Below are 20,932 nucleotides of genomic sequence, written 5' to 3' on the forward strand. Positions count from 1 at the left end.
ATAATGCGCAAAGCAATAAAACTATATGCTTTAATTACCCAGTTTATTTTAAATCTCATCTTAGGCGGTATATTAGGTGCAATATTAGGTAAAAATATTGATCCTGATGGTACGGGTGAAGCACTTTATGCTGGTGTTGGTTTAATTATAGGTTTATTTGTAAGCATGATACTACTTTGGCAATTTTTTAGAAATGAAAGGATAAGTAAAATTAATGACGACAAATAATGATAAAAATATTAATCTTAAAAAAACTTATCTAATAGCGAGTATATTAATGATTATTGGTACGGTTATTTACAGTATTTGGTTCCTAGATTTATTAATATATTTTTTAATTGCAGGAATTACCGCTTTAATCAATTATTATTTTCTACTTAGAATTCAAAAATTTGACCAAATTAATCAAGCCAATGTTTATGGTACATTATTATTTCGATATTTGATATATGTAGTTATAGCATTTCTTATTATATGGCTTAATAGAAAATCAGACATATTAGAGTATATTGGAATAAGCTTAATTGTTGGATTTTCAGTCATTCAAATATCAACAATAATTAATACAATCACATCAAGAAATGGGGTGAGATCTTGATTGAAAATATCGTTCATTATTTACTTAGCATTCCATTTTATATATGGTCAAGTTATATTGTAATTCTTATTATTTTAGTTTTATCAATTTGGATTTCCTCTAAGGTGAAAAAGTTAAAGGTTGGAGAAAATCCTGGATTAATACTAACTGCAGTTATCACATTTGTTCAATTTATGAACAATTATGCAAAAAATAATATTGGTAAACACTGGAAATTTTTAGCACCAATCCTACTAGGGTTATCCATATATATATTTTTACTTAATATATCAGGTCTCATACTTCTTGATACACCAACAAAATATGCAACAGTGACATTAGCATTTGCAATTGTAAGTGTTGTAACTGTCCAAACTGTGGGATTTAAAAGTAAAGGTATTAGACACTTAAAAACGCTTATGGGACCTATGTGGTGGTTTTCACCAGTGATGATTCCACTTAATATATTAAGTGACTTAACACCCCTTATTTCAATGACAATGCGTCTATTTGGGAATATCGCATCCGGTGCGGCAGTTGTTACATTAGTATATTCTGTTTCAGGGGCATTTACATGGTTAACAGGTCCAATTATGCATGCGATATTTGATATTGGATTTGGCATCATACAAACAATTGTATTTGTATTATTAACAACAGTATTTTCATCAAATAAAATAGAAGAAAGTGATTTATTAGAAATCAAAGGAGGCATATAATATGTTTGATTTATTACAAGTTATACCAAATGAGTTTTACGCATCAGGCTTAGCATATTTAGGTGCAGGGATTGCTATTTTAGCAGCAGGTCTTGCTGGTATCGGGCAAGGACTTGCAGCTGCAAGAGCAGTTGAGGCTGTTGGTAGACAACCTGAGGCAAGTGGTAAAATTACAGTTACGATGATACTTGGACAAGCAATGGTTGAAACATCTGGTATTTATGCGTTAATTATTGCGTTTATATTATCAAGTAAGTAAGGATAAATTATGAATATATTCAAAGAAATATCTGATGCGATACAAGAAGGATTAAACTCAATATTTGAAAGATGGGATTTAATACTTTGGCAAATAGCTGCAACAATTATTTTAATTATAATTGTACGTATCTTTTTATGGAAGCCAATTACAAGGTATCTAGAAAAAAGACAAGAAGCATTGTCTAAAGAACTTTATGAAGCAGCCCATGAACGTGAGCGCGTTACTCAAATTAGATATGAACTACAAACTGAATATGAAGAAATGAGAAAAGAAGCACGTCAAATGAAAGATAGTTTAATTTACGAAGCGCAACAAGAAAAAGATCGTATTATTACTGAGGCTCGTAATGAAGCTAAAAGACGTATTCAACAAGTGGATCGAGACATTCAGCAAGAACTAAAAATTCAAAGCGATAAAATCAAAGAACGAATTAAAGAAATCGCATTTGATGTGGCTGAAAAAATTGTTACCCACGATGTCACAGAAGAAAATATCGATGAAACAATCGAAGAAATGATTGATACTAAATTATGATTTCAACAATTTATTCTGATGCACTTTTTAAGCTTGCGCTTAAAGAAGATGCTGTTGAATCTATTATTGAACAATATGAAACTTTTGTGGCGCTTGCTTCTGATAATCCAGATTGGATTATTTTCTTAGATTCTCCAATGGTTCGTAATAAAGTCAAACAAAAACTCCTTACAGAATTAGGTGTTTTTAATGAATTATTCATTAATTTTTTGATGCTTTTAATTAGACATCATCAAATCAGATATTATGAAACTATATACGAACAATGGAATATTAAATCCAGATTGCATCAAAAAATAGCATATGTGCAACTATATACTGCAAAACCATTATCAAAATCTAAATTAGCTAAATTAAAAGCTGAAATTGAAGATTATTTACCAGGACTTGATATTGAGTTTAATATTCATATTGACCCATCATTAATTAGTGGTGAAAAAATAATTTATCAAGGCCGTAGTATCGAGCGATCATTTAAAAAATCGTTAGATGATATGCGTGCTAATATTTAAGAAAGGATGATTATATGGCAAAAATAGATATCGACCAAATTAGCGCTTTAATACAAAAACAAATTGAAGATTATAAGGCAGATGTGCGATTAGAATCTGTAGGTAAAGTTTTAAGCGTGGCCGATGGTATAGCTACTGTATACGGACTTTCTCAAGCGATATTAGGTGAATTGGTTGAATTACCACATGATGTTAAAGGACTCGTTTTTAATCTTGAACAGTACCATGTAGGAATTATTTTATTTGGACGTACAGATCTTATTAAAGAAGGCGATAATGTACGTGCAACAAAACGTATATTTGAAGTCCCTGTTGGTAATGATTTACTTGGGCGTGTCATTGACCCGCTTGGTCAACCACTCGATCTAAAAGGTACGATCAATGCGGATAAATACTATCCAGTAGAACGTCCTGCAAAAGATTTAATGGACCGTGGGTTTATTAATGAACCCCTACAAACAGGAATTAAAGTAATTGATGCTTTAGTACCGATTGGTAAAGGACAAAGAGAATTAATCATTGGTGATAGACAAACCGGTAAATCAACAATTGCTATTGACACAATTATTAACCAGCGTGGAAAAAATGTTATTTGTATATATGTTGCGATTGGCCAAAAAGATGCAACAGTAGCAAATCTTGTTAAACTACTACAAATTAAAGATGCTCTAGATTATACAGTTGTTGTAAATGCAAGTGCATCTAAAGAGGCAACACTATTATATATTGCACCTTATACAGGTTCATCCATTGCTGAATACTTTATGGAACAAGGCAAAGATGTATTAATCATATATGATGATTTAACCAAACATGCGGTAGCTTACCGTGAATTATCACTTTTAATGAAACGTCCAAGTGGTAGAGAAGCATATCCAGGTGATATTTTCTACCTACACTCAAGACTACTTGAGCGTGCTGGTAAACTAAGTAAAGAATTAGGTGGAGGATCAATTACTGCCTTACCGATTGTTGAGACCCAAGCAGGTGATATTAGTGCTTATATTCCAACCAATATCATTAGTATTACAGATGGTCAACTCTACTTAGAAAACAAACTATTTTTCCAAGGTGTAAGACCTGCTATTAATGCCGGATTAAGTGTGTCTCGTGTTGGTGGTAGTGCACAGTGGAAAGGGATGAAACAAGTAGCAGGTACCTTACGTATTGCACTTGCAAACTTTAGAGAGTTAGAAAGTTTTGCACAGTTTGGATCTGATTTAGACCCAAGTTCTAAAAGAAGACTAGATCGTGGACGTAAAACAGTTGAAATCCTAAAACAAGATGTGCACGAATTAATTGATTTACCATCTCAAATTGTGACCTTTTACGCACTAGAAAACGGCTTTATGGATGATTTAAATTTGAAGCAAATTCGAAGTTTAATGGCTGAAATTGAGCAAGGACTTAGTCTAAATGAGGTTGGTAAAAAATTAAAAGCACAATTAATAAAAGATAAAGCAATTACAGATAAAAAACTAATGGAAGAATTTATCGATCATGTAAGGAGATTTATTTAATGGCAAACTTGCAAGTCTTAAAATCAAGAATTGTTTCAATTGAAAAGACAGCATCCATTACAAAAGCAATGTATCAAATTGCTTCTTCTAAATTAGTTTCTGCACAAAACGCATTTACTCAGTACAATCAATTTAAAAGTGCATTTGATGAAGTATTAAATGATGTTTTTAAAACCACTGAAAATAATATATTTTTAAACAAAGATAATCGCTCAAAAAATAAATTATTTATTATTATTTCAACAGATCGCGGATTAGTTGGAGCATATAATCAACAACTTTTCAAACAATTCTTAGACCATATTAAAGATATGGATAAAAATAATGTATTCGTGATAGCTATTGGTAGACGAGCATTTGCATTTACCAATAAAGAAAAATTAAATCGTCTAAATCAAGAAGTTATTCTAAACCATGATGATGTAAATGAGGCTACATTAGGCGATTACATTGATGATTTAGTAGAATTATATGTAAATAATTATTATGGTGAAATTTCTGTGTTTTCAAATAAATTTATTAACTCCATGACACAAAAACCTGAAAACGAAATTTTACTTCCAATTGACATTAAAAGTAAGGTAAACCAAATAGCACATGACCCATACTTTTATGAAGGATCAAAAACAGATACATTAAATGATTTAATAATGATTTACATTCAATCAAGACTTTACGGCTTATTAGTTGATGCCAAATTAAGTGAATATTCTTCACGTATTATGGCAATGAAAAGTGCAACCGATAATGCAAATGAAGCCCTTGAAAAATTAAGTTTAAAATATCATCAAGCAAGACAACATAAAATAACAAATGAATTATTAGATATTTCTAATTCTAAATTATAAAGGAGGTAATCATGAAAGGAAAAATAGTAGCAATCGTAGGACCAGTCGTAGACATTTCTTTTGTCGATGAACTCCCAAATATAAATGATGCATTAGAAGTACGTCTAAGTGAAACAGAAACTCGTACACTTGAAGTGGCATCCCATTTAGGTAACCACTTAGTTCGAGCAATCGCACTTGAAGCAACTGACGGTCTTGCTCGTGGTATGGAAGTAACAGGACTACTTTCACCAATTAAAGTACCGGTAGGTAATAAAGTCTTAGGTCGTATGTTAAACGTATTAGGAAATCCTATTGATGGTGCCGGACCAATTGATACCAAACGTCAAATGCCTATTCATAAATTACCACCTGATTTTCATGAACTTGGTGGAGAAATTGAAATACTTGAAACAGGTATTAAAGTTATTGACTTAATAGCACCTTATATTAAAGGTGGTAAAATTGGATTATTTGGTGGTGCCGGTGTTGGTAAAACTGTATTAATTCAAGAAATGATCCATAATGTAGCTACCAACCATGGAGGTATATCAGTATTTACCGGTGTAGGCGAGCGTATTCGTGAAGGTCATGAACTTTATCATGAAATGAAAGATTCAGGTGTTATTGATAAAACAGCATTAGTATTTGGACAAATGAATGAGCCACCCGGTGCAAGACTACGTGTTGCCTTAACAGGACTTACACTTGCTGAATACTTTAGAGATGGGGAAAAACAAAACGTTTTACTCTTTATTGATAATATATTCCGCTATATCCAAGCAGGTTCTGAAATATCAGCACTTCTTGGTCGTATGCCATCAGCTGTTGGTTATCAACCAACACTTGCAACCGAAATGGGTAAACTACAAGAACGTATTACATCAACAAGATATGGATCCATTACATCCATTCAAGCAGTCTATGTACCAGCAGATGACTACACAGACCCAGCCCCTGCAACAGTATTCTCACACTTAGATGCAACAACAGCTCTAAGTAGAAAACTTACAGAAGATGGAATATATCCAGCAATTGATCCACTTCAATCCACATCACGTGCACTCACACCTTCAGTTGTTGGTCAAGAACACTATGATATTGCACGTGAAGTTCAAAGAATGTTACAACGCTATCATGAACTTTTAGATATTATTGCAATTCTTGGAATGGATGAATTATCAGATGATGATAAATTAGTTGTTCACCGTGCACGTAGAATCCAAAACTTCTTAAGTCAAAACATGAACGTTGCAGAACGTTTTACAGGACAAAAGGGTAGTTTTGTACCAATCCATGAAACAATTAGAGGCTTTAAAGAAATTTTGGAAGGTAAACATGATGATTTACCAGAAGAAGCATTCTTACTCGTTGGAACGATAGATGATGCTGTAAATAAGGCTAAAAAATTATGAAAATAGAAGTCATTGGCCAACAAGGTACAAAATATAAAGAAAATATAGATTATGCAGTTGTATTAAAAAAATCTGGTGAGTTTGCAATTTTAGATAAACATATCCAAACCATTACAACATTAAATAATGAATTTATTAAACTTGTATCAGGTGAACTCATATTTTATTTATATGTTCAAAGTGGTGCTGTAGTTTATAAAGATCGTATGCTTAAAGTATATGCACTAAATGCGGCCCTTGATAAAACAATGGAAAAAGCAAAAGAACTTGTTATGCGTATTGAAAAAGAAATTTCAGAAAAAATAAAAAAACAAAACATTGATTATTCTAAACTTGAAAAAGACTTACGCGAACAAATATCCAATGCAAGAGCTGGTCATATTTAATAAACTTAAAACACCTAATATATCTTGATATATTTTAGGTGTTTTTTAATTTAAAACGCATGTTATATTTTAATTATATGTATCATATTATGATACAATAAATAAGAATAGATATATATAAAGATTGTATTTTTAGGAGGGGATCTCTTTGAAAAACAAAACGATAGTAATTGGTTCTGGAAGACTCGGTGCAAATATTGCAAGACACTTTTCAAAAAAGGGTATAAGTGTAGATATTATTGATATCTCAAAAGATGCATTTAGAAAGGTCAGTGATGACTTTAGTGGTAACACAATTCATGCAGATGCATCCGATATGACCTTACTTGAACAATTAGATATGGATAATGTTGAACGAATTGTTATTGTTACAGGTGATGATAATATTAATGTATATATTGGTCATTTAGCTCAATATACTTACAATATACCCAAAATATATTTAAGACTTTATGATACAGATAAAGGTAAACTAATAGATCAAGATAGAATAAAAGTCATTTATCCGTTTTTACTATCACTGGATGAATTCTTAGATTTAGAAGGAGCAGCATCATGAAAATAATTGTTTGTGGCGGTAAGTTTGATGCAGAATATATTGTAGGCAAATTCTTAGAAGACAAACATAAAGTTATAGTGATTAATCCGGATGAAGAAGCTGCAAAATATATATCAGAACATCATAGAATTCCAGTACTTGTTGCAGATCCTACCAAATTATACACATTTGAAGATGCTGGTGCCAAAGATGCCGATGTTGTTGTTGCATTATCAGAAAATGATATCGATAATTATATAACATGTATCACTGCTCAAAAATTTTTTAATGTTAAAAAAACAATATGTAGGGTCTTAAATCCAAAACGCGTTGAAATATTTAAAAAACTTGGTGTGGATACTGTTATATCAAGTATTTACATGTTAGGACAAACCATAAAAAAAGAAGCGAATTTAAAAGCAGTATTCAATACACTCTCAATGGAAAATGATCTAATAACAATTACAGAAATCGATATTATCCCAGAATATCATCTACATGGTAAAAAAATTCTAAATCTTAATTTGCCACCAAGAATTAATATTTCTTGTATCATGAGAAATACTCAAGTCATTATTCCAAATGGACAAACAGAAATCAAAATTAATGATAAATTAGTAATGGTTTCTGCAACAAGTGATCAAAAACTGATCCATGATTTTATAGAAAAATCATCCAAAGACAAAAAATGACAAATCAATTAAAAACATTAAAGGGTTATAAATTAATAATTGGATATTTAGGTATATTTCTAATATTAGTTGGTGGCATTAATTTATTACCACTTTCAATGCTCATATTTTACCCTGAAGATTACATATATACACTAAACTTTTTAATACCAGGAATCAGTTCGATTGTTATTGGATACATCATTTCAAGAACACTTAAAAACAAACACTTAGCTAAGTTTCATAATCATGAAGATATGGTGTTTGTTGTACTGGTATGGGTTATAGCAATCATTGTAAGTTCACTACCATTTTTCCTACATGGGTTTAGCTTAACACATTCTATATTTGAAGCAACATCAGGACTTACAACTACAGGATTAAGCATTCTTACTGTTCTAGTTTTACCAAAAATATTTCAATTTCATCAAATGATATTACTATTTTTTGGTGGTATTGGTCTTGTATTAATCATGACCTCTGCAATCTCTGATCGTTATGGCATGAAATTATACACAGCTGAAGGTCATAATGATAAATTATTAAGTAATTTAGCTAAGTCTGCTAAACTTATAATGGCTATGTATATGGGCTTTATCATATTTGGTGCCATTAGTTTTAAATTATTTGGAATGGACTTATTTGATGCATTCTTTTATGCAATTTCTGCAGTATCTACTGGTGGATTTTCACCTCATGTAGAAAGTATTTCACACTATAATCACATAGGTATAGAAATTATAGCAATGATACTTATGCTACTAGGTGCAACAAACTTTCTAACACATCTATATTTATTAAGTGGTAAATTTAAAAAAGTATTTAATCATGGCATTACATATTTGTTTATTGGAATCATAATTATTTTCACAAGTTTGGTAACTATCAATTTAATTGATTCAAAAATTATACTACATCCACTTCAATCGAGTTCTAATTTTGAATATCTTAGACATGCACTATTTACAGTTATAAGTGGAGTTACCACAACAGGGTTAACAACAATTTCAGGATTTAATATCTTACCAGGATTTTCTATTATGTTAATCTTACTCTTAATGCTAATTGGTGGCCAAGCAGGTTCTACAGGTGGTGCGATAAAACAAGACAGAATATTACTCTCACTCCAATCATCATATTGGTACATCAAAGATAAAATGAGCCATAATCGTATGATTAGAACAAATTTTGTAAAAAAATATGATCATTATGAACAAGTAACAGATTTAGATATTAGACACAACTACGCATTCATATTTATATACTTCATGATATGGATCACTGGAAGTATTATTATTATGAGTCAAGGCTTTAATTTAGAAAGTTCATTATTTGATATGGCCAGTGCAATGAGTAATACAGGATTTACACAAGGAATTATGCACCGAACAACAAATAATTTTACATTATGGATATTTATATTAGGTATGTTTTCAGGAAGACTTGAGTTTACAATTATATTCGTTACAATCATTAAAATATTTAAAAGTATTATAAAAAAAGAAAACTGACATTTATATAGGAGGAAGAAATTTGAGTAAATTAGAAAGAATTATTGCTTTAGAAAATCAAATTGAAAAAGATATTGAAACAGCAAAATTAAATAAACAATCAATGATTGAAAAAGCAAGACATGAAGCGATTCATGACATAGAATTACTTAAAAAAGCATATCTTGAAAAAATAAGTAAAATTCAAGAAGATGCTAATAAAGAAGTTGAAAAAATTTATAGTGATAATCAAAAAGATAGACAAAAACTACATGAGAAAATTGAAAATGACTATAAAAATGTAAAAATTAAGTATCTAGAAATACTTAAAAACGAGGTACAAAGCAAATGATTGTTTCCATGAATAAAGTAAAACTGTTTTTTATGGAAGATGATCAAGAAGCTATTTTAAATGAATTACAGCTAAATGCTCTTTTTATGCCAGATAAAAAACATTTTAGACAAGTAAATCCTTCAGAAGATTTAATAAAAGTTTCAAAAGCTATTTCAATTGTTGAAAAGTACATAAAAAAACCAATGGGAAATAATGAAACAGTATCTAAATTAACATTTGAAAAAATTAATGAAGATAGTTTATTATTAGTACAAGAAATCATTGAAAAGCAAGACCTCTTATTTAACTATGAAGATGAAAAAAAGAATTCTTTACTAAAGTATAAAGATCTTTTACCATATAAAGATTTAAATGTCAGTGAAAAAAGATTAAATGAACTACGTTTTACTAAAATATTAATTGGTAAAATAGCAATAGATAAATTTGAATCATTTAAAGGTCAAATGGATAGTTTTGGTGCATTTGTTGAACTAATAAGTACGGACGATAACTTTAATTATTTAGCAATTATTTGTGATATAGATCAAAAAGATCAATTAACTAGTTTACTTGAAACAAATCAGTTCATTCCTAAAACAAATGAATTATATGAAAAATCTAATGTTGAAATGATTCATTATTTTAATGAATCAATTAATAATTTAGAAAATAATATTGAACAAGTAAAAAAATATTTTGAAGATATTAGTCATGAATTAGGTAATTTAAAACTTTTACATGACCAATTATTAAGCAAAGATAATAGACAAACTATCACATTCCAAAATACAAAAGAAACATTATTTGTAGAAGGATGGGTAAGAAGTGATCAGGTTGATAGTTTAAAACATATGCTTGATGAACGCCTAATCGATTATGAAATAGAAGTTAGAGAACCACTAAATGATGAACTCATACCAACAGCATTAAAAAATAATAAGTTTGTAAAACCTTTTGAGTATATTACAAATCAGTATTCAGCACCTTCATCAAGAGAGGTAGACCCAAACCCATCTATGAGCTTTTGGTACTGGATTATATTTGGTATTATGATGGGTGATATTGGTTATGGGCTTGTAATGGTTGTATTATTTGGTCTAGCATTAAAATTTGCTAAACTTCGCGGTGCAATGAAAGATTTAGTTCAAATATTTTTCCTAACAGGGATTACAGCAATACTTGCAGGACTTGTCTTCGCCTCATTCTTTGGCTTAACATTACCATTTTACAAACCAATATTAGATCCAATTAATGACCCTGTACCGATGTTAATCGTATCTATTATATTAGGGGTCGCACATATTATTCATGGTTTGATATTAAAAGTCATTAATAGTGTACGCCAAAAAGATTTATTGGGTGGTTTAAGTGATGCAGGTTCTTGGATATTTATATTAGTAGGTTTATCAGTATTTGTAGTAGCAACATTTATACCTCTTGGTGATTTAGTTTCAAATATACTGCTTTATACATCCTATGTATTAATGGGTATTGGTGTTTTATTAATTATTACACTAAATGGTCGCGAACAAAAATCGATTGCTGGTAAATTTGTATCAGCATTTACAGGTTTATATAATGCTACAAGCTACCTTTCAGATATCTTAAGTTATTCTAGAATATTGGCACTAGCATTATCTACAGCTGTTATTGCATATACAATGAACCTTTTAGGAACAATGGTTCTTGGTTCGATTCCAGTATTAGGTATATTACTGGGTATTGTAATATATTTAATAGGACATATCTTTAACTTTATTATGGGTATGTTAAGTGCTTATGTACACGCAGGACGTCTACAATACCTAGAGTTTTATGGAAAGTTTTATGAAGGTGGAGGCTATTTATTTGAACCCCTTCAGCTTCAACTTAAATATGTTTATCAAGTCAATTTAAAAGAAAATAATAAAAATAATAAGGAGATTAATTAATATGCCATTTGTATTTATGAATTTTGATGGTTTAACATGGGCACTTTTAGGTGCAGCATTAGCAGCAAGTTTAGCAGGTATGGGTTCTGCAATGGGTGTTTCAATTGCCGGTAGAGCAGCAACAGGAGTATTAGGTGAAAAACCAGATCTATTTGGTAAAGTGTTAGTTTTACAAGCATTACCAGGTACTCAAGGTATTTATGGATTTTTAGTTGCAGTATTATTATTAGTTAAAATGAATTGGTTAGGTGGTAATCCTACAGCATTAACAGAAACACAAGGTCAATTATATTTTGCAGCAGCACTACCAATTGCAATTGTAGGTTTAGTTTCAGGAATATATCAAGGAAAAATTGCAGCATCATCAATATTAATGACTGGTAAAAGACCAGAAATTTCAACACGAGGTATTACAATGACCGCACTTGTTGAAACTTATGCAATTTTAGCACTTTTAGTATCCATTTTAATGTGGACTCAACTACCTTAAAAGGTGGATTTAAATAAATGTCTAAATTCGAGGAAAAAATCCTAAAAAAAGGTGAAATCATTGTAGAATCAATTAATAAAAGTGCAATTGAAGAGTCAAATAATTTAAAAGAAAAGTTAATTTTAAATGCTAAAAATGAACTAGAATTACAACTTAAAAAAGAAATAGAAAAAGCCCAAGACTTAATTAAACAAGCGAATCAAGAAAGTGTAAGAAACTTACGTGATGAAGTGGCTATTTCTAAACAAAACATCATTAACTCTATCTTTAATGAAGTTAAAACGATGTTACTAAATTTAAAAGATGAAGATTACTTTAATTATGTTTTAAAGTCCATCTTATCTGAAACAATACAAAAAAATAAAGTTATACAAGTATCAAAAAAAGATTATAAGCTATATCAAAGAATACTTACTACTTTAAATGGTCATTTGGTAGATGCTGACATCTTAAATAAAAAATTAGGTAATGGTTACAACCTAAAACTAAGTGATACACCAGCTGATATAGAATCAGGGTTTATCTTGGTTGGACCAATGTTTGATTTAAACTTCTCGCTTGAAAACTTACTTGAAAAGCTAGTTAATAAATACGAAAAAGAAATTTATGAGGCTTTAAATTAATAATGGATATCCAATTTATTGAAGGTGTAATGAGTGCTTCTTATGATAAACTTTTAACACCTAGTCATTTAAAGAGTTTTGAAGATCTATCTAAGCGTCAGTTTTTAGATCTTTTAAAAACGCACGAAATTGGCCGAGTAGAGAAAAATAATATAGATTTAATGATGCTTGAAGAAGAAATTAAACATAAAGAATTTTTATTATCACTTATTGATAAAGACCATTTAATATTTAAAGTATTATATATAAACTTTGATCATCTGTTTTTATCTAATTTAATGAAGTCATATCATTTAGGCTTAAAATATCAAAAACTAGTAGATAACTTATCAAACTTTGATGAATTAAGATATGAAAACTTTATTATAAACAGTATATCTGGTCAACTTGATTTAGAAGAAATTGAGTTTTTAAACAACTTAATTGATGTAACTAAAAATTTAGATGCACAAAGTATTTCAGATAAAATTATAATGATTTTACATCAAAATATTATGAACCAATTGAATAAAAAAACAGATAAGGTAATCATTAATTACTTAAATACGGAAACTACTTTATTAAATGTTATGTTACTAATACGATCCAAGAAAAGTAATAGAGATTTTCAATACTTTGAATCTAATATTTTAGGTGGTGGAATGATTGATAAACATATTCTAATTGAACTTTTTAATGGTTCAATTGAAGAATTTGGTAAATACCTATCATTACACTTTGATTCAAATCTTACTGATGCATTTAAACATGTAAGCAATATAGATTTCCTATCAACAATTAATATTGCTTTTGATAAATATATGGATTTATTTTTAGAAGATATGAGTTTTAATAATGTAGGTTTTTCACCAGTTATTCATTTTACGTTATTAAAACGTAAACAGTTAAGACTATTAAAAGAAAAATATTATCAAATAAAGGAGTAAATTAAATGCCAGAAATCGTAGCATGTAGTACAAATGAATCATTTATCATCTTACGCAGTATTGGCATTGAAGTGTATTTCGATGATAATATTTTAAATGTTGAAGAAAAATTAGCACATTATGCAAATAGTGGTGCAAAAATCATAATTTATGATGCTTGTACTCAAAACTATGTACAAACATTATTAGATAAATATGAAGATCAGATGTATCCAATATTTTTAAAACTACCAAGTGGTAAGAAAAATGAAGATACATTATTAGAAATTAAAACTTTGATTGAAAAATCAATTGGTATTTCAATCTTATAAGGGGGCATTAAAATGACAAAACAAGGTATTATTACTAAAGTATCCGGTCCATTAATTGTTGCTAAAAACATGGGTTCTGCACAAGTTTATGACGTTGTTAGAGTTTCTAACAAAAGACTAATCGGTGAAGTATTAGAACTTAGAGGTGATTTAGCATCCATTCAAGTTTATGAAGAAACTGCTGGTATTGGACCTGGTGAGCCCGTTTATTTAACAAATGAAGCATTAAGTGTTGAATTAGCTCCAGGCTTAATTGGTGGGATTTTTGATGGAATCGAAAGACCACTTGATGAAATCTATAAGGCATATGGACAAGGTATTCCTTTAGGTGTAGATATTCCAAAGTTAAACCGTGAAAAGAAATGGGATTTTATTCCGACTGTAAAAGTTGGAGATGAAGTAGTTAGTGGCGATATTATTGGTGAGGTTCAAGAATCCGAATCAGTAGTTCACAAAATTATGGTTCCATTTGGCAAAAAAGGTAAAATAACAGCTATCCATGAAGGTAGTTTTACAATTACAGAAACTTTAGGCGAAATTTTAAATGACGACAAAATAGTTAAACTACAAATGTTACAAACATGGCCTGTAAGAAGAAAAAGACCTTACACTGATAAGATCGCACCAACACAACCAATGGTTACAGGACAACGTGTTATTGACACATTATTCCCTATTGCAATTGGCGGTATTGCAGCAATTCCTGGACCATTTGGGTCAGGTAAAACAGTTGTACAACATCAATTAGCAAAATGGGCAGATGCTGATATTATTGTTTATATTGGTTGTGGTGAACGTGGAAATGAAATGACGGATGTATTAATGGAATTTCCTGAGTTAAAAGACCCAAGAACAGGTCAACCACTGATGAAGCGTACTGTATTAATTGCAAATACATCAAATATGCCAGTTGCAGCACGTGAGGCAAGTATTTATACAGGTATAACAATTGCTGAGTATTACCGTGATATGGGTTATAAGGTAGCAATTATGGCGGATTCAACTTCACGTTGGGCAGAGGCTTTACGTGAGATGTCCTCACGTTTAGAAGAAATGCCTGGTGAAGAGGGTTATCCAGCTTATTTAGGTTCTAGAATTGCAGAGTTTTATGAACGTGCAGGACTTGTTTTAACTCTTGGTGCTAAACCTAGAGTTGGTGCAATTACTGCGATCGGTGCAGTATCCCCTCCAGGAGGAGATACATCAGAACCAGTTTCACAAGCAACCTTAAGAATTGTTAAAGTATTCTGGGGGTTAAGTGCATCTTTAGCGTATAAAAGACACTTCCCTGCAATTGATTGGTTAAAATCATATTCATTATATGATGAACAAATTAGAGATTTCTTTAACACCCATGTTGATAAAAATTGGACAAATCATGTAAGTTTTGTATCAGAACTACTTCAAACCGAAGCATCATTACAAGAAATAGTAAGACTTGTAGGTGTAGATTCATTAGGTGCAAGTGATCGCTTAAAATTATTAGTAGCACAAATGATTCGTGAAGACTATTTACATCAAAACGCATTTGATAGTGTAGATACATATACTTCACTAGATAAACAGTTTAAATTGCTAGATTTAATTGTTGAATTTAATCGTTTAGCTGAATTATCTATTCAAGATAATGTAAGTTTCCAAGCAATTGATAACTTAACGATTAAAGAACAAATTGGACGCTTTAAGTATGTAATAGAAAAACAAGCACTTAAAACATATGAAAATATATTAAACGAAATGAATCATCAGTTCGATGAGTTAAGAAAGGAGTCAAACAATGGCTATTAAAGAATATAAGACAATTAAAGAAGTTGTTGGACCCTTAATGCTTGTAACGAACACTGAAAATGTAAAATATGATGAAACTGTTAGAGTTAAACTATCAAATGGTGAAACAAGATATGGCCGTGTACTTGAAATTGATAAAGACAAAGCACTTGTTCAATTATTTGAATCTAGTCAAGGTTTAAAAATAGAAGATGCCAAAGCAGTTTTTTTAGGACACGGATTAGAACTTGATTTATCACCTTTAATATTAGGCCGTGTATTTAGTGGTATGGGAGAGCCTAAAGATGGTAAAGGTAAAATAATACCTGAAATGAAAATGGATATTAATGGTGTACCACTAAACCCGGTAGCAAGAGATTATCCATCTGAATTTATACAAACCGGAGTATCCTCAATTGATGGACTAAATACACTTGTTCGTGGTCAAAAACTTCCGATATTTTCAGGATCAGGTTTACCACATAATAAGCTTGCAGCAATGATTGCAAGAAATGCCAAAGTTGTAGGTACGAGTGATAATTTTGCAGTCGTTTTTGCTGCAATAGGTATTACTTTTGAAGAATCTAACTTCTTTATAGAAGAATTTAAAAAATCAGGTGCAATTGATAGAACTGTAATGTTTGTAAACTTAGCAAATGACCCTGCAGTTGAACGTATTGCAACACCTAGAATGGCCATTACAGCAGCTGAATATCTAGCTTATGAACTGGATATGCACGTATTAATTATTATGACAGATATTACTAACTATGCAGAATCATTAAGAGAAATTTCTGCTGCAAGAAAAGAAGTTCCTGGCCGTCGTGGATATCCTGGTTATATGTATACTGACCTTTCATCTTTATATGAAAGAGCCGGTCGTGTGAAGGGGATGAAAGGTTCAATTACACAATTACCAATTCTTACTATGCCAGAAGATGATAAAACACATCCAATTCCGGACTTAACAGGATATATTACAGAAGGTCAAGTTATCTTATCAAGAAGTTTACATCAAAAAGGTATTCAACCCCCTGTTGATGTTCTACCTTCCTTATCAAGACTTAAGGATAAAGGTATTGGTAAAGATAAAACAAGAGACGATCACTCAGATACACTAAACCAATTATTTGCAAGCTATGCTCGTGGTAAAGAAGCTAAAGAACTTGCTACTGTGTTAGGTGAATCAGCCTTATCAGAAATTGATAGACTATATGCTGTTTTTGCTGATCGTTTTGAAAAAGAATATATAAATCAAGGTTATGAATCAAATCGTACAATTGAAGATACATTAAACTTAGGTTGGAAATTATTACATATTCTACCAAGGGCTGAATTAAAACGTATTTCTAATAGACTACTTGATCAATATTACAAAAGTGGAGAATAATTAAATGCCAAATATCGCAAATGCGACAAGAATGGAATTAACCAGACTTAAAAATCAACTAGCTACAACAAGGAAAGGACATCGCTTATTAAAAGATAAACAAGATGAGATGATGCGCCAATTTTTAAGTATGATTGAAAACTATAAAGTATTAAGACAACTTGTCGAATCAAAGTGGTTAAAGGCACTAGATACTTATGATTATGCAAAAGCATATCACTATGAAGCAGAATTAAAAGAAAAATTTTTAGTTCCTGCAACTAGTTTAGAACTTAAATACTCTAAAAGTACTGTAATGACTGTAGCAGTACCAGAAATCCAAGTAAGTCAAAAAGTTGATCCTAAAATAACTTATTCATTTCATGGTACGAATCCCGTACTAGATGAAGTAGTTGTTACACTTGCAAGTAATTTAAATGATTTAATTGCACTTGCTGCTATGGATAAACGTATACGCATATTAATTAGAGAAATTGAAAAAACTAAGCGTCGTGTTAATGCAATTGAGCATATTTTAATTCCAGAAATAATTGATGATATTAAAGTTGTACGAATGAAGATTAATGAAGCAGAATTAAGTAATACAATTCGAATTATGAAATCTAAAGATTTAATCTTAAAGAAACTAACAAAAAATGACTGAAGTAAAAATCACTACTTAACTGTAGTGATTTTTTTTTATTTATGCATCAAAAAAGAGTAAGTACCTAAGCACTTACTCTCATAATTAGAATTTATCAAAATAAATATGTTCTTCTGGCATACCTTTATCTTTTAATACCTTAATACAAGCATCAATCATACCTGGGGAACCACATAAATATGCTTCGTGACCAGATAAATCATCTGTATGTCTTGCTACAACTTCGGTAATCAGACCGATATCTAAATCCCAATCATCCTCTGGAAGTGGGGTTGATAATGCCGGTATATATCTAAAGTTTGGATACATTTTTTCAATATCTTTAAATTCTTTTGTATAATATAAATCTTTTTTAGTTCTAGCACCAAAGAAGTATGTTGCTTTTCTTGGCATCTCTTGATCTATTAATTTATAAATAATTGATCGTATAGGTGCTTTTCCTGAGCCACCTGCAATCATAATAATTGGTCGATTAGATGTTTCTTGTAAGAAGAAGTCACCAAATGGTCCGGTGATTTTTAATTTATCTCCTACCATCATCGCTTTATGTACAAATGATGTTGCAACACCTCCAGGAACTAAACGAATAATTACTTCAGGATGTCTTAAATCTTTTGGGTCAGATGCAATTGAGTATGCTCTAGATGTTTCAATGCCAGGTACCTCAATTTGTAGGTACTGACCAGGTTTAAATGGAAAGTCTTCATTCATTTCAAACTTCACACGACGAATATCGTGAGTAAGTTGTTCAACTTCAACAACCTTACCATAAAATGGTTTTACATTTAATACTGAAGGTGGTACTTCTATACTCATATCACCTGTTACGGTAACTTGACATGAAAGTCTAACACCTTCTTCAATTTCAGTTTTATTTAAGAATGGTAATTCGGTTGGTTTAGGTGCTTCATGCCAATCTACTAATCTAAATTTACATGTACCACATGTAGCTTTACCACCACAAGAAGATGGTAAAAATATTTTATTGGCTGTTAATGCATTTAAGGCAGTATCTCTTCCTGAAACTGAAATAACATTATCTTTATTAACTGTAATGGTACTTTCACCACCACCGCCTAATAATTTATCAATCAATATAACGATTAATGTTACAACAATTAAAACGCCTATTAATATTATTGGTGTAAATATTGGATTCATAAGTTCCTCCTAAAATGATACTCTACCAATACCGGTAAATCCGATAAAGGCAAGTGCTAATATACCTAGAATTAAGAATGCGATTGCGCGTCCACGTAAGCCCTTTGGTATATTTGAAACTCGATACATTTTTTGTCTGACACCAGCAAGTAATATCATAGCAAGTGTCCAACCAACTCCAGATCCAAACCCAAATACAGTTGTTTGAATGAAGTTATAGTCTCTTTGTTGAAAGAATAATGAAACAGATAAGACAATACAGTTTACTGTAATAAGCGGTAAGAATATTCCAAATGCATCATATATTTTTGGAAAGTATTTTGCCAAGAACATTTCTAAAAATTGAACAAAAGCTGCAATTATAATGATAAATACAAGCAGTGCTAATTGTTCTGTACCGGTTGCTTTTAATAGTTCATATATAGGCCAGTTGATCATAGCTGTTACCGTAACTACAATAATGACAGCAACCCCCATGTTAACAGAGTTTTTAATTGATGTTGAAACTGCAATTAAAGAACACATACCTAAGATGAAAATCAATGCCATATTATTTGATAAGATAGATGCTAATAATAATTCAATTAATTCCATATATTTTCTCCTTAGTTATCCTCATATTTTTTTGTCCATACACGAATAAGCCATGCAAATAGTGTAAGAACAAAGAATCCACCTGGTGCTAATGCCATAACATTCCAGTTTATCCAATTATCAAATCCAGGTAGAGGATAATTTAGGAATGTTCCAAATGCAAGTGGTTCACGAACTGCTGCAACAGCAATTAAAACTAGTGTGTATCCCATACCGTTTGCAAACCCGTCAATAATTGTATATTTTACTGGATTTTTAATAGCAAAAGCTTCAGCACGACCCATAACAATACAGTTTGTAATAATCAGACCTGTATAAGCACCAAGGTTTGCTGCAACAACTGGTAAAAATGCTTGTAGAAACATTTGGACAACAATTGTAAATACAGAAATAATAACCATATATGCTACCATACGTACCTTTGAAGGAATCATGTTACGAAGTAGTGATACTAGCATTGAAGATGCCATAATAACAAATGTAACACCAATACCCATAACGATTGCATTTTCTACTCTATTAGTAACAGCAAGAGCAGAACATATACCTAAGACAGTAACAGCAATTGGATTTTCATCAGAAATACCATTTTTAAGAATAATGAACCATTTCTTGTATTGTAGTCTTAACCAAGAACTTGGCTTTTTAATATCTTGTTGTTGATTCATATTATGCTACCTCCTTGAAACTTAATTTGTATGCTGCAACTGTTTGATTTAAAATGTTTAACATTGCTGCTTTAGTAGTTGTTGCACCACTATAACCATCTAATACTTCAGTATCCGTTGTAGGTGTTGCAACAAAACTAATTGATGGTGCAAATTTCTTACCAATATACACATCAAAGAATGTTTCGTCAGTTTGGATTTTTGCGCCCCATCTTTCAGATTGTTCATAAACTGAAATCCCTACAATGGTTTCAAAGTCAGGTTGAAGTGTAATTGCTCCTTTAATTATTCCTACAAATCCAGTTGTTTCAAATAAGAAGCTTACATTTTGATTTGTTTTATTAGTATAAAGTGTTAAATCACCATCTGTTGTTAAGTCAAATGTTGAAGTAAAGACCGATTCATAGTTTTCATCAGTAAATACTACTGAATTATTGTTTAATAATGCTTTTTGTGTTAATGAAGTTCCAACAAAAGTATCATAATAAGATTTAACTGTGGTATTTAAGATATTAAGCATTGCACCTTTAGTGGTTGTCGCACCACCGTAACCATCTAATATTTCTGAATCAGTAGTAGGTTCAGCAACAAAACTAATTGTTGGTGCAAATTTCTTACCAACATAACCATCAAAGAATGTGGT

Annotated in this window: 26 protein-coding genes; 22 read left to right on the forward strand and 4 right to left on the reverse strand. The window is 30.8% G+C overall.

Annotation, left to right across the window (positions count from 1 at the left end; translation table 11 throughout):
* Positions 1–3: 3 nt before the first annotated feature.
* From G324_RS0105390 to G324_RS0105495, 22 genes are all read left to right on the forward strand, one after another.
* The gene (locus G324_RS0105390; protein ID WP_025725368.1) at positions 4–228 is read left to right on the forward strand and encodes a hypothetical protein; all 225 of its coding nucleotides are present in this window, start codon (positions 4–6) and stop codon (positions 226–228) included.
* Complete coding sequence (locus G324_RS0105395) at positions 215–598, forward strand: hypothetical protein (protein WP_162146934.1); 384 nt, start codon at positions 215–217, stop codon at positions 596–598. Before G324_RS0105390 ends, G324_RS0105395 begins: the two co-directional genes overlap by 14 nt.
* Complete coding sequence (locus G324_RS0105400; protein ID WP_025725370.1) at positions 595–1,296, forward strand: F0F1 ATP synthase subunit A; 702 nt, start codon at positions 595–597, stop codon at positions 1,294–1,296. The genes G324_RS0105395 and G324_RS0105400 overlap by 4 nt, the downstream gene beginning before the upstream one ends.
* A 1-nt stretch (position 1,297) precedes the next feature.
* Entirely contained in the window at positions 1,298–1,555 is a 258-nt protein-coding gene (atpE, locus tag G324_RS0105405; RefSeq protein WP_035357490.1) for an ATP synthase F0 subunit C, read from the forward strand.
* A 9-nt stretch (positions 1,556–1,564) separates the two neighbouring features.
* Positions 1,565–2,092, forward strand: coding sequence for a F0F1 ATP synthase subunit B (locus tag G324_RS0105410; protein WP_162146935.1), 528 nt, complete (start codon positions 1,565–1,567; stop codon positions 2,090–2,092).
* A complete protein-coding gene (atpH, locus tag G324_RS0105415; RefSeq protein WP_084027165.1) occupies positions 2,089–2,604 on the forward strand; it encodes an ATP synthase F1 subunit delta in 516 nt (171 codons plus the stop codon). The genes G324_RS0105410 and atpH overlap by 4 nt, the downstream gene beginning before the upstream one ends.
* Before the next feature lie 14 nt (positions 2,605–2,618).
* Entirely contained in the window at positions 2,619–4,124 is a 1,506-nt protein-coding gene (gene atpA / locus G324_RS0105420) for a F0F1 ATP synthase subunit alpha (RefSeq protein WP_025725374.1), read from the forward strand.
* Positions 4,124–4,972 carry an ATP synthase F1 subunit gamma gene (gene atpG, locus G324_RS0105425; RefSeq protein ID WP_025725375.1) on the forward strand — a complete coding sequence of 283 codons (849 nt, stop codon included), beginning with the start codon at positions 4,124–4,126 and terminating at the stop codon, positions 4,970–4,972. The genes atpA and atpG overlap by 1 nt, the downstream gene beginning before the upstream one ends.
* Positions 4,973–4,983: 11 nt before the next feature.
* Complete coding sequence (gene atpD / locus G324_RS0105430) at positions 4,984–6,366, forward strand: F0F1 ATP synthase subunit beta (protein WP_210994116.1); 1,383 nt, start codon at positions 4,984–4,986, stop codon at positions 6,364–6,366.
* Positions 6,363–6,752 (forward strand): ATP synthase subunit epsilon domain-containing protein, encoded by a 390-nt coding sequence (locus tag G324_RS0105435; protein WP_025725377.1) that lies wholly within the window; start codon positions 6,363–6,365, stop codon positions 6,750–6,752. Before atpD ends, G324_RS0105435 begins: the two co-directional genes overlap by 4 nt.
* A 148-nt stretch (positions 6,753–6,900) precedes the next feature.
* Positions 6,901–7,311, forward strand: coding sequence for a potassium channel family protein (locus tag G324_RS0105440; RefSeq protein ID WP_162146936.1), 411 nt, complete (start codon positions 6,901–6,903; stop codon positions 7,309–7,311).
* Positions 7,308–7,982: a potassium channel family protein gene (locus G324_RS0105445; protein WP_162146937.1), complete on the forward strand. Its 675-nt coding sequence runs from the start codon at positions 7,308–7,310 to the stop codon at positions 7,980–7,982. Before G324_RS0105440 ends, G324_RS0105445 begins: the two co-directional genes overlap by 4 nt.
* Positions 7,979–9,472, forward strand: coding sequence for a TrkH family potassium uptake protein (locus G324_RS0105450; protein WP_162146938.1), 1,494 nt, complete (start codon positions 7,979–7,981; stop codon positions 9,470–9,472). The genes G324_RS0105445 and G324_RS0105450 overlap by 4 nt, the downstream gene beginning before the upstream one ends.
* 22 nt (positions 9,473–9,494) lie before the next feature.
* Complete coding sequence (locus G324_RS0105455; RefSeq protein WP_162146939.1) at positions 9,495–9,803, forward strand: hypothetical protein; 309 nt, start codon at positions 9,495–9,497, stop codon at positions 9,801–9,803.
* On the forward strand, positions 9,800–11,716 hold the full coding sequence (locus tag G324_RS0105460; RefSeq protein WP_025725382.1) for a V-type ATP synthase subunit I: 1,917 nt from the start codon (positions 9,800–9,802) through the stop codon (positions 11,714–11,716). The genes G324_RS0105455 and G324_RS0105460 overlap by 4 nt, the downstream gene beginning before the upstream one ends.
* 1 nt (position 11,717) lies before the next feature.
* Positions 11,718–12,206, forward strand: a complete 489-nt coding sequence (locus tag G324_RS0105465; RefSeq protein WP_210994117.1) for a V-type ATP synthase subunit K — start codon at positions 11,718–11,720, stop codon at positions 12,204–12,206.
* Positions 12,207–12,223: 17 nt separating this feature from the next.
* Positions 12,224–12,829 carry a V-type ATP synthase subunit E family protein gene (locus G324_RS0105470; protein WP_025725384.1) on the forward strand — a complete coding sequence of 202 codons (606 nt, stop codon included), beginning with the start codon at positions 12,224–12,226 and terminating at the stop codon, positions 12,827–12,829.
* A gap of 2 nt (positions 12,830–12,831) precedes the next feature.
* Entirely contained in the window at positions 12,832–13,755 is a 924-nt protein-coding gene (locus G324_RS0105475; RefSeq protein ID WP_025725385.1) for a V-type ATPase subunit, read from the forward strand.
* 5 nt (positions 13,756–13,760) lie between these two features.
* On the forward strand, positions 13,761–14,066 hold the full coding sequence (locus G324_RS0105480) for a V-type ATP synthase subunit F (protein ID WP_025725386.1): 306 nt from the start codon (positions 13,761–13,763) through the stop codon (positions 14,064–14,066).
* A gap of 12 nt (positions 14,067–14,078) precedes the next feature.
* The gene (locus G324_RS0105485; protein ID WP_025725387.1) at positions 14,079–15,854 is read left to right on the forward strand and encodes a V-type ATP synthase subunit A; all 1,776 of its coding nucleotides are present in this window, start codon (positions 14,079–14,081) and stop codon (positions 15,852–15,854) included.
* The gene (locus G324_RS0105490) at positions 15,844–17,223 is read left to right on the forward strand and encodes a V-type ATP synthase subunit B (RefSeq protein ID WP_025725388.1); all 1,380 of its coding nucleotides are present in this window, start codon (positions 15,844–15,846) and stop codon (positions 17,221–17,223) included. Before G324_RS0105485 ends, G324_RS0105490 begins: the two co-directional genes overlap by 11 nt.
* A gap of 4 nt (positions 17,224–17,227) precedes the next feature.
* Positions 17,228–17,866 (forward strand): V-type ATP synthase subunit D, encoded by a 639-nt coding sequence (locus tag G324_RS0105495; protein WP_162146940.1) that lies wholly within the window; start codon positions 17,228–17,230, stop codon positions 17,864–17,866.
* 84 nt (positions 17,867–17,950) lie between these two features.
* Here the strand turns inward: G324_RS0105495 and G324_RS0105500 are convergent, their stop codons facing one another.
* The 4 genes from G324_RS0105500 to G324_RS07360 all read right to left on the reverse strand — a co-directional run.
* Entirely contained in the window at positions 17,951–19,027 is a 1,077-nt protein-coding gene (locus G324_RS0105500; protein ID WP_025725390.1) for an NADH:ubiquinone reductase (Na(+)-transporting) subunit F, read from the reverse strand.
* A 9-nt stretch (positions 19,028–19,036) separates the two neighbouring features.
* On the reverse strand, positions 19,037–19,621 hold the full coding sequence (locus G324_RS0105505) for an Rnf-Nqr domain containing protein (RefSeq protein WP_025725391.1): 585 nt from the start codon (positions 19,619–19,621) through the stop codon (positions 19,037–19,039).
* An 11-nt stretch (positions 19,622–19,632) separates the two neighbouring features.
* Complete coding sequence (locus G324_RS0105510; RefSeq protein WP_051457539.1) at positions 19,633–20,289, reverse strand: Rnf-Nqr domain containing protein; 657 nt, start codon at positions 20,287–20,289, stop codon at positions 19,633–19,635.
* Between the two features lies 1 nt (position 20,290).
* Positions 20,291–20,932: FMN-binding protein (locus G324_RS07360; RefSeq protein WP_035357497.1), on the reverse strand; the 642-nt coding region annotated here is incomplete at its 5' end.

It is taken from the genome of Acholeplasma granularum ATCC 19168 (assembly GCF_000526235.1).
In the GTDB taxonomy this organism is placed as follows: domain Bacteria; phylum Bacillota_I; class Bacilli_A; order Acholeplasmatales; family Acholeplasmataceae; genus Acholeplasma; species Acholeplasma granularum.